This window comes from Micromonospora sp. NPDC048843, assembly GCF_040649965.1.
In the GTDB taxonomy this organism is placed as follows: Bacteria; Actinomycetota; Actinomycetes; order Mycobacteriales; family Micromonosporaceae; genus Micromonospora; species Micromonospora hortensis.
In genome coordinates this window covers 1-9,187 of the sequence record NZ_JBEZGJ010000230.1, presented here as the reverse complement: position 1 = coordinate 9,187, position 9,187 = coordinate 1, and the positions used below count along the sequence as shown (strand labels likewise).

Annotated in this window: 9 protein-coding genes and 1 pseudogene; 7 read left to right on the top strand and 3 right to left on the bottom strand. The window is 72.1% G+C overall.

Translation table 11 applies throughout. From position 1 onward, the window contains the following. Positions 1-103: 103 nt before the first annotated feature. Positions 104-379 (top strand): hypothetical protein, encoded by a 276-nt coding sequence (locus tag AB0C20_RS32735; protein ID WP_357569450.1) that lies wholly within the window; start codon positions 104-106, stop codon positions 377-379. A gap of 45 nt (positions 380-424) precedes the next feature. Here AB0C20_RS32735 and AB0C20_RS32730 read toward each other — a convergent pair whose 3' ends face one another. Continuing rightward, complete coding sequence (locus AB0C20_RS32730; RefSeq protein WP_357569448.1) at positions 425-1,321, bottom strand: ribokinase; 897 nt, start codon at positions 1,319-1,321, stop codon at positions 425-427. Positions 1,322-1,344: 23 nt separating this feature from the next. Then, positions 1,345-2,187, bottom strand: coding sequence for an ABC transporter ATP-binding protein (locus AB0C20_RS32725; protein ID WP_091397101.1), 843 nt, complete (start codon positions 2,185-2,187; stop codon positions 1,345-1,347). Between the two features lie 131 nt (positions 2,188-2,318). Between AB0C20_RS32725 and AB0C20_RS32720 the strand changes: the two genes are divergently transcribed. Together AB0C20_RS32720 and AB0C20_RS32715 are read left to right on the top strand one after the other, a co-directional pair. Next, positions 2,319-3,317 (top strand): ATP-binding cassette domain-containing protein, encoded by a 999-nt coding sequence (locus AB0C20_RS32720; RefSeq protein WP_357569447.1) that lies wholly within the window; start codon positions 2,319-2,321, stop codon positions 3,315-3,317. After that, positions 3,314-4,327 carry an ABC transporter permease gene (locus AB0C20_RS32715; protein WP_357569446.1) on the top strand — a complete coding sequence of 338 codons (1,014 nt, stop codon included), beginning with the start codon at positions 3,314-3,316 and terminating at the stop codon, positions 4,325-4,327. Before AB0C20_RS32720 ends, AB0C20_RS32715 begins: the two co-directional genes overlap by 4 nt. A gap of 124 nt (positions 4,328-4,451) precedes the next feature. Here AB0C20_RS32715 and AB0C20_RS32710 read toward each other — a convergent pair whose 3' ends face one another. Then, positions 4,452-5,627: an ROK family transcriptional regulator gene (locus AB0C20_RS32710; protein ID WP_238670961.1), complete on the bottom strand. Its 1,176-nt coding sequence runs from the start codon at positions 5,625-5,627 to the stop codon at positions 4,452-4,454. Positions 5,628-5,795: 168 nt separating this feature from the next. On the opposite strand from AB0C20_RS32710, the gene AB0C20_RS32705 reads away from it, so the two are divergent. From AB0C20_RS32705 to AB0C20_RS32690, 4 genes and pseudogenes are all read left to right on the top strand, one after another. Next, positions 5,796-7,250 (top strand): glycoside hydrolase family 3 N-terminal domain-containing protein, encoded by a 1,455-nt coding sequence (locus AB0C20_RS32705; RefSeq protein ID WP_357569444.1) that lies wholly within the window; start codon positions 5,796-5,798, stop codon positions 7,248-7,250. Positions 7,251-7,385: 135 nt separating this feature from the next. Further along, the gene (locus AB0C20_RS32700) at positions 7,386-7,964 is read left to right on the top strand and encodes a hypothetical protein (RefSeq protein ID WP_357569443.1); all 579 of its coding nucleotides are present in this window, start codon (positions 7,386-7,388) and stop codon (positions 7,962-7,964) included. Beyond that, positions 7,961-8,455, top strand: a complete 495-nt coding sequence (locus AB0C20_RS32695) for a DCC1-like thiol-disulfide oxidoreductase family protein (RefSeq protein ID WP_357184614.1) — start codon at positions 7,961-7,963, stop codon at positions 8,453-8,455. The genes AB0C20_RS32700 and AB0C20_RS32695 overlap by 4 nt, the downstream gene beginning before the upstream one ends. Then, positions 8,418-9,083: pseudogene (locus AB0C20_RS32690) on the top strand (TetR family transcriptional regulator); the annotation flags it as partial. The gene AB0C20_RS32695 and the pseudogene AB0C20_RS32690, both read left to right, overlap by 38 nt. Between the last annotated feature and the right edge of the window lie 104 nt (positions 9,084-9,187).

Sequence of the window (9,187 nt, the reverse complement as noted above, 5' to 3'; positions counted from 1 at the left end):
ATGGTCGACGAGCACGACGGTCGGGTGCCCGATTGGCTGATCGTTCCCCCCGACGGCGGCCGCCGCGACGGCGGCCGAGCTGCTGGCGGCGTACGAGCCGGCGTTGCGCCGAGCCGCGCCGATGGCCGGGCGGTTCGTGGAGGAGTTGAGTCACGAGGAGATCAGCGCGGCGATCCACCTGATCGACGAGTTGCCGAAGCTCAAGGAACACCTGACGGCGGACATCCTGCCGATTCTGGCCACGCTGGACCGGGTCGGGCCGGACCTGCACGATCTGCTCGACGTGACCCGCGACCTCAAGCTCGCCGTGGCCGGCATCCCCGGGTTGGGCATGCTGCGCCGACGCGGCGAGAAGCTCACCGACGAGCCCGTCGGCTGACGACCGGCCCGCCCGGGCGAGTCGGCCGGAGTGCGGCGGGTGTGGTCAGGCCGGTACGTACAGCTCGTCGATCTCGGCGCGTTGCGGTAGCGCCACCGAGGCGCCGAGCTTGCGGACGCAGGCAGCGCCGGCCGCCGACGCCCAGCGCACCGCGTCGACCAGGTCGCGTCCTTCGCCCCAGCCGACTGCCAGCGCGGCGGTGAACGCGTCACCGGCGGCGGTGGAGTCGACCACGTCGACAGGTACCGCCGGCACGTGCACCTCGGTGCCGTCCCGGTCGACGTACCAGGCGCCCTCGCCGCCGAGAGTGAGCACGGCCCGGGGGGTCAGGTCGAGCAGCGCACGCGGCTCCTCCCGCCCCCGGCCGGTGAGCGCCTGCGCCTCGCCCTCGTTGACGACCAGCAGGTCCACGGCGGCGAGCAGCTCGGGTGGGAGGTCCCGCGCCGGGGCGGCATTCAGGATGACCCTGGTGCCGGCCTCGCGGGCGGCCACCGCGGCGGCGGTCACGGTCTGCACCGGGATCTCCAGTTGGGCGACCAGGACGTCCGCGGCGCGCACAGTGGTCAGCTCCTCCTCGGTGAGGCCGACCAGGGCGTCGTTCGCTCCGGGGGTGACCACTATGGCGTTCTCCCCCTGGGCGTTGACCATCACCAGCGCCACTCCGGAGGCGCCGTAGACCACGCGAAGCTGACTGGTGTCCACCCCGGCCGCGGTGATGCGGGCCTTGAGGGTGACGCCGAAGGCGTCCGAGCCGATCGCGCCGAGGAAGGTACAGGAGGCGCCGGCCCGGACCGCGGCCACGGCCTGGTTGGCGCCCTTGCCGCCGGGCACCATCACGAAGTCGGTGCCGAGCATGGTCTCGCCCTGTCGAGGCAGCGCGGGTGCCATCGCGACCAGGTCCATGTTGGCGCTGCCCACCACGGCAACCCGAGTCTGCGGCACGGCCGTCTCCGCCTGTCCGACGCTCAGGCGGCGCGAGCCGTGAAGCGGTCGCCCGACCGCTCGACCACAAGTGGCAGCCCGAAGGTCTTGGAGAGGTTGTCACCGGTCAGCGTCTCGGCGAGCAGGCCCTGGGCGACCACCCCACCCTCGCGCAGGAGCATCGCGTGGGTGAACCCGGGCGGGATCTCCTCGACGTGGTGGGTGACGAGCACCATCGCCGGGGCGTCCGGGTCGTACGCCAGCTCGGCAAGTCGGGCTACCAGGTCTTCCCGACCACCCAGGTCGAGCCCGGCGGCGGGCTCGTCGAGCAGCAGCAGCTCCGGGTCGGTCATCAGGGCACGGGCGATCTGCACCCGCTTGCGCTCACCCTCGGAGAGGGTGCCGTAGCGGCGTTCGGCGAGGCCACCGACGCCGAGCTGACTCAGCAGTGCCCGCGCCCGTGCCTCGTCGCCACGGTCGTAGTTCTCCCGCCAGCGGCCGACCACCGACCAGGCGGCGGTCACCACCACGTCGCTGACCCGCTCGTCGGCGGGCAGCCGCTCGGCGATCGCGGCGGTGGTGAGCCCGATCCGGGTACGCAGCTCGTTGACGTCGGTGCGGCCGATCCGCTCGCCGAGCACGTGCGCGACACCCGTGGTGGGGTGCAGCCGACCGGCGGCGAGGTTGAGCAGCGTGGTCTTGCCGGCGCCGTTGGAGCCGAGCACCACCCACCGCTCGTCCAGTTCGACGCGCCACGTCAGGTCCTGTAGGAGGGCGGTGCCAGAGCGGCGTACGCCGACGCCGTCGAGGCTGACCACCAGATCCGGGTCCACGAAAGCGGCGGCAGGCGCGGCGCCGGCAGCGCCGGGGATCAGGTCACCAGTCACCACACCATCCAACCACGCAGCGCCGGGGTACCCCCCATGGGCGGCACCTCAGCCATAGGGTGAAGCGCCGTGTCATTGATCACCAAGCCCGGAGGACGGCCCATGCCCCGCCGACGTACGGAGCCACGCAGATGAGCGCGGTCATCGAGATCGAGGGTCTGCGCAAGACCTTCCGTAGCCTGCGCAGCGGCCGACGGGTCGCGGTGGACGGGTTCGACCTGCTGGTCGAGGCGGGCCAGGTCCACGGCTTCCTGGGCCCCAACGGCTCGGGCAAGACCACCACCCTGCGGGCCCTGCTCGGGCTGGTGAGCGCCGACAGCGGCCGGATGACAGTGCTCGGCGAACCATCGCCGGAACTGCTGCCCCGGGTGGCGGGCCAGGTCGGCGCCATCGTGGAGAGCCCGCAGTTCTTCGGCAACTTCACCGGCTACCGGACGCTGCGGTTGTTGGCCCGCGCCGGTGGTGTGCCGGTCTCGCGGGTGGACGAGGTGCTGGATCTGGTGGGCCTGCACGACCGGGGCGATGAGCGGGTGAAGGGCTACTCGCTGGGCATGAAGCAGCGTCTGGCGGTGGCGTCCGCGCTGTTGAAGGACCCGCGTCTGCTCATCCTGGACGAGCCGGCGAACGGGCTGGACCCGGCGGGCATCCGGGAGATGCGGGACCTGATGCGGTCGCTGGCGGCCAACGGGGTGACAGTGCTGGTGTCCAGTCACATCCTGGGCGAGATCCAGCTGATCTGTGACCACGTCACGATCATCTCTCGGGGGCGGCGGGTCGCGACCGGTCGGGTGGACGAGGTGCTGGCGGGCCACGACCGACACGAGTTCCTGGTCCGGGTGGCCGAGCCGGAGCGGGCCGTCGAGCTGCTGCACGCGGCCGAACTGACGGCGGTGGTGGACGGCGAGGCGTTGGTGGTGAGCGGGGTGAGCGACCCGACGGCGATCAGCCAGGTGCTCGGTGAGCAGGGTCTGTGGGTGGGCGAGCTGACGCCGCTGCGGCCGGATCTGGAGAGCGTCTTCCTGGAGCTGACCGGCGCGTACGAGCATCCGTCGGTGCCCCGGCAGGGCGGCGACTCGTCGCTGCCGCAGGGCGAAGCTGTGATCGATCTCGATCGGGGAGTGGACGCGTGAACCTGGTGCGTGCCGAGTTGGAGCGACTGTCCGCGCGTCGCTTCGTGCAGCTCATGCTCGTCCTGTTGGTGTTGGCGTTCGCCGTCACGGCGGCGACCACGCTGGCCGGTTCCCACAAACCGAGCGTCAGTGAGCTGAACTCGGCGCGGGCGCAGGCCGCCGAGGCGCGGCGTGACCTGGAGGCCACCCACCAGGAGTGCCTGGACCGCAAGGACGGCACCCTGCAGTCCGACACGGACAGGTACTTCCCCAGCGACTGCTCGGAGATCGACCCGATCCGGCAGGACCGGCTGCCGATCGCCGCCGATTTTCTGCCGGGTGTGTTCACCTTCGCCGAGCAGGCGCAGCCACTGCTGTACTTCCTCATCGCGTTCCTGGTCCTGTTCGGGTTCCTGGTCGGCGCCTCCTACATCGGCGCGGACCTGACCTCGGGCGGTGTGGTGAACCTGCTGCTCTGGCGACCGCGACGGATGACGGTGCTTGCGGCCAAGTTGGGCACCCTGCTCGGCACGGTGCTGGTCCTGGCCGTGCTGGCGTCGGTGGCCTACCTCGCCACGTTCTGGGTGATCGGGCAGACCGCCGGGCTGCCGGGCCGGCTGGACGGCGCCTTCTGGAGTGAGCTCGGCACGGTGCACGGCCGTGGCCTGGTGCTGGTGCTGCTGGCCTCCGCCCTGGGCTTCGCGATGGCCACGCTGGGTCGGCACACGTCGGCGGCGCTCGGCGCGTTCGCCGCGTACGCGGTGGTCTGGGAGTTGGGCGCCCGGCTGGTCCTGGAGATCGTCGACGCGCGGAAGTCGGACCTGTTCATGCTCTCCAGCCACATCGGGGCGTGGCTCAACGGCGAGGCGCGGTTCTATGACGAGCAGCTCTGCCGGGGCAGTACCGACTACCCCTACTGCGAGGGGTTCTACACGGTGACCTGGCTGCCGGCGCTGTTGGTGCTGCTGGCGATCACGGGCGGGCTGACCGCGGCGGCGTTCGCCGTGTTCCGTCGCCGTGACCTGATCTGAATCGAGGCCGTCGGGTCGCCCCACCGCGGGCGGCCCGACGGAACGGCCAAGCCGGCGCCCGGCAAGAGCTTGCAAGCTATGGGCGCACGGTGAAATATTCCTTCACATGACCGCCGCAGCGGGCTCAGCCGACGGTGGAGCCGAACACCTCGTCGCGCACGGCGTCCAGGGCGGTGCGCAGCGCACCGTGCAGGATCGGCTCCTCGGTCAACCCGGTCGGCACCACCCGCGGCTGGACCAGGGTGATCGCCGCGACCTCCTGCTGCACCCGGTCGGCGAGCGCCGCGCCACCGGCCTGGCCGACCTCGCCGGCGAGCACTACCAGCGGTGGGTCCAGCACCACGCAGGTGCTGGCCACGCCGAGCGCGAGCCGACGGGCGAGTTCGTCGAGCATCGGGCCGCCGTCAGCGCCGGCCGCGACGGCAGCGCGGACCGCCTCGGCCGCGTCGGCGTCCGGGTAGCCGTGCTCGCGGGCCACAGCGCGCACCGAGTCCGCACCGATCAGCTGCTGGAAAGCCGGCTTGGCGCGACGGGACACGTCACGCGGGATGGGCGCGCCGGGCACCGGCAGATAGCCGATCTCGCCGGCGGCGCCGCTGCTGCCGTGGTGCAACCGCCCGCCCAGCATGATCGCGAGGCCGACGCCGGCGCCCACCCAGACCAGCACGAAGTCCGACAGCCCCTGCGCCGCGCCGGACTGCGCCTCGGCCACCGCGGCCAGGTTGACGTCGTTCTCGAAGACAACCGGCGTGTGCAGGTCGTCCCGCAGCGCGGCGAGCAGACCGCTGTGCCAGCGCGGCAGGTTGAAGGCGAAGGTGATGTCGCCGGTGCCGGGGTCGACCAGGCCCGGCGTGCCGAGCACGATCCGTCGTACGCTGCTCAGCTGCGCCTGGGCGCTGCTCGCCGCCTGCACGACGGCGTTGTGCACCACGCCCACCGGGTCGTCGGTGTCCCGGGTCGACTGTTCCACCCGGCCGATGACCGCACCGGTGATGTCGGCGCACGCCGCCACCACCCGGTCCGGCCCGACGTCCACGCCGACCACGTGCGCGCTGCCCGGGCGGACGGCATAGAGCTGGGCGTTCGGCCCTCTCCCGCCGGCCTGCTCGCCGACCCGCGCGACGAGGCCGCGCTCCTCCAGCCGCTCGACAAGTTGCGATGCGGTGACCTTGGACAGCCCGGTCAGCTCGCCGAGTCGAGCTCGGGTCAGCGGGCCGCGTTCGAGGAGCAGCTCCAGCGCGGCACGGTCGTTGAGCGCCCGCAACAGACGGGGGGTGCCGGGCAGCCGGGTCGCACTCATGACACGTCCTCTAGTTTTAGTAAACTTTGCTAACTGTAAACCAACCTGCGAACGGGTAGCCGTAGCGTAACGGCCACTCGACGGTGGGACGCTCCGCCGAGTCGGCAGGGCCAAGACCACCACCGGTACGACGTTTCGTACCCGCGGGGGCACCGAAGGGGGAAGCACGTGGGGTTGGATCCAGGACTGCGCCGGCTCGCGCTGGGCACGCTGCTGGCCGCGTACGCGGGACCGGTCCCGCCGGACTGGGCGGTCGACCTGCTGGCCGACGGGCTGGCCGGGCACACCCTGTTCGGCACCAACGTGCACGACCCCGCGCAGGTGGCGGCGAGCACCGCCGCGCTGCGCGCCGGTCGGCCGGACGCGCTGATCGCGATCGACGAGGAGGGTGGCGACGTGACCCGGCTGGCGCACGCCACCGGCAGCCCGTACCCCGGTAACGCCGCCCTGGGCGCGATCGGCGACGTGGCTCTCACCCGACGGGTCTACCAGTCGATCGGCGCCGAACTGGCAGCGCTCGGCATCACCGTCAACCTCGCCCCCACTGTCGACGTCAACACCGCCGACGACAACCCGGTGATCGGCACCCGGTCCTTCGGCGCGGACCCGGTGCGGGTGGCCGCCCACTCGGCCGCCGCCGTGGCCGGGTTGCAGGCCGTCGGCGTGGCCGCCTGCGCCAAGCACTTCCCCGGGCACGGCGCCACAGTCACCGACTCCCACCACGAACTGCCCACTGTGGATGCCCCGTTGAGCCTGCTCCGCCAGCGGGACCTACCGCCGTTCGCGGCCATCGTCGCCGCCGGGGCGCGGGCCGTGATGACAGCGCACATCCGGGTGCCGGCGCTCACCGGCGCCGACCCGGCCACCTTCAGCCGAGCCGTCCTGGTCGACCTGCTGCGCACCGAGTACGGCTTCACCGGCACCGTCATCACCGACGCGCTGGAGATGAAGGGTGCCGCAGTGGCCGCCGGCGGGGTCGGGCCAGCTGCGGTCCGGGCCCTGAGCGCCGGTGCCGACCTGCTCTGCATCGGCGCGACTGTCGACGCTGAGCTGGTCGAGCGGGTGGCCGCCGAGATCGTCGACGCGCTCGCCGACGGCCGGCTGGCAAGGGCACGGGTCGAGGAGGCGGCCGGCCGCGCCGCCGATCTCGCCGCCTGGACCCGGGCCGCCGGCGGGTCGCCGACCACCAGCGACACCGAACTGGGGTACGCGGCAGCGCGTCGAGCGGTCCGGGTGGAGGGTGTGCTCAGCGGCTTGGACCAGCCACTGGTGGTGCAACTGCACACCGAGTCGACGATCGCCGAGGGTCGGGTGCCGTGGGGTCTCGGTCCGCACCTGCACGGGGTGCCGGAGATGCGGGTGATCGCCGCCGAGACCGACCCGGCCACACTGCGCGGATTGGCGGGCGACCGTCCCATCGTGCTGGTCGGACGACACCTGCACCGACTGCCCGGCGGCCCGGCACTGATCGCCGACCTGGCGGCCCAGCACCCGGTGACAGTGGTGGAGATGGGCTGGCCGGCACAGTGGCGGCCAGCGGGTGTCCGCGCCTTCGTCATCACCTACGGCGCGAGCCACGCCAACGGTCGCGCGGCGGCCGAGGTGCTCGGCCTGACCGGCTGAGCCACAGCGTTCTCCGGCCGGGCTGAGACGCTCGGCCGGATGTCACGCTCCAGCGCCGCGACGGAGTGTCCACAGTCACTGGTCGCCACTTCTTGAACATGTTCAACAACGGCCCTAGTCTGATGACGTCGGTAGTTGAACACGTTCAAGAAGGGCGTCCACATGGACATCAAGGTCTGGATGTACGTGATCTACCTCGCGGTCAGCGTCGGCCTGACCATCTGGGTGGCTCGAGCGCTGTCCCGCAACGGGCTGGTCTTCCTGGAGGAGGTGTTCGCCGAGAAGCGACTCGCCCAAGCGGTCAACAGCCTCCTCGTGGTCGGCTTCTACCTGCTCAACCTCGGCTACGTCACCGTGGCGATGAAGCACTCCGACCCGGTGGGTTCGACAAGCCAGGCCATGGAGGAACTGTCACTCAAGATCGGCTTGGTGCTGCTCGTGCTCGGCGCGCTGCACTTCTTCAACGTCTTCGCACTCGGCCGCTACCGCCGAAACCGACTCCGCCAGCTCGCCACTCATCCCCCGATCGCCCCGATCGGCCGGCTCCCCATGCAATCCACCCCAGCCGGACCGCAGCTGGTCGGCGCGTACCCGGGCGGACCCCAGCCGACCGGCGCGCACCCGGCTGGCCCGCACCCGGCTGGCCCGCACCCGGCCGGCCCGCACCCGGCCGGCCCGCAGCCGGGCGTCGGCCCGAACCCACCGACCCGATGACAGCGCCCCGGACCGGTGGCGTCGGTCGGCTCCCGGATCCCACCGCTCACCCCGGCGGTGGGATCCGGGGGTTCACAGTCCTGTTCGACGCGGCCTGCCCGATCTGCCGCGCCGCCCACCGCTGGTTGTCGTCCCGCGCCCAGCTCGTACCCCTGGAGTTCGTGCCGGCCGGTTCCGCCGAGGCCCGGCGGCGCTTCCCCGGCCTGGACCACGACGCGACGCTGCGCGACCTCACAGTGATCGCCGACACCGGCGAGGTGTACGCGGGCGACGGCGCCTGGTTCGCCTGCCTCTGGGCGCTGACCGATCATCGGTCCACTGCCGAGCGGCTGGCCCGACCGCACCTGCTGCCCCTCGCCCGGCAGACGGTGGCCGCCGCCTCGGCGATCCGGGAGCGGATCCGCGACCCGTGGGCCGAGCCGACCGACGAACCGGCGGGATACGGTGACCCCGATGACCGAACAGCCTGCGCAGACGACCACTGCGGGTGACCCAGCCACCGCCCGAGGCGAGCAGACCCGGCAGCTGATCCGGGACACCGCGATGCGGCTGTTCCGCGAACGCGGGTACGCCCAGACCACCATGCGGGCGATCGCGCAGGAGGCCGGCGTGGCGGTCGGCAACGCCTACTACTACTTCGGCTCCAAGGACCACCTGATTCAGGAGTTCTACGCCCAGTCCCAGGTCGAGCACCGGGCCGCCGCGCAGCCGGTGCTCGACCGGGAGGAGGCGTTCGGTCCCCGGCTCGCCGGAGTGCTGCACGCGGGGATCGACGTGTTGACGCCCTCACACGGATTCGCGGCGACCTTCTTCAAGACCGCCGCGGAGCCCACCTCTCCGCTCAGCCCCTTCTCCGCGGAGTCCTCCGGTCCCCGACAGGCGGCCATCGACCTCTTCGGCGAGGTGTTGACCGGCTCGACGGCAAAGGTCGACGCCGAGCTCCGTCCGCAGCTGCCAGAGCTGCTCTGGCTCGCGTACATGGGCGTGATCCTGTACTGGGTGCACGACCGATCGCCCGGCCAGACCAAGACCCGCCAGCTCATCGACGGGGCCGTACCACTGATCGACCGGCTCGTGGCGCTGTCCCGGCTCCGGGTCCTGCGGCCGGTGACCCGACAGGTGCTCGACTCGGGGCGCAGGTCGCGCCGCTCCAGCGACGTACGGCGCAGCGTCGTGGGGCCGGTCGCCTGCCACCCGGTGGTCGTCCGCATCGGTGAACTCCT

Coding starts and splice junctions, on each gene's coding strand:
- AB0C20_RS32720 (WP_357569447.1), top strand. CDS start 2,319: ATGAGCGCGGTCATCGAGATCGAGGGTCTGCGCAAGACCTTCCGTAGC.
- AB0C20_RS32710 (WP_238670961.1), bottom strand. CDS start 5,627: ATGAGTGCGACCCGGCTGCCCGGCACCCCCCGTCTGTTGCGGGCGCTC.
- AB0C20_RS32695 (WP_357184614.1), top strand. CDS start 7,961: ATGACAGCGCCCCGGACCGGTGGCGTCGGTCGGCTCCCGGATCCCACC.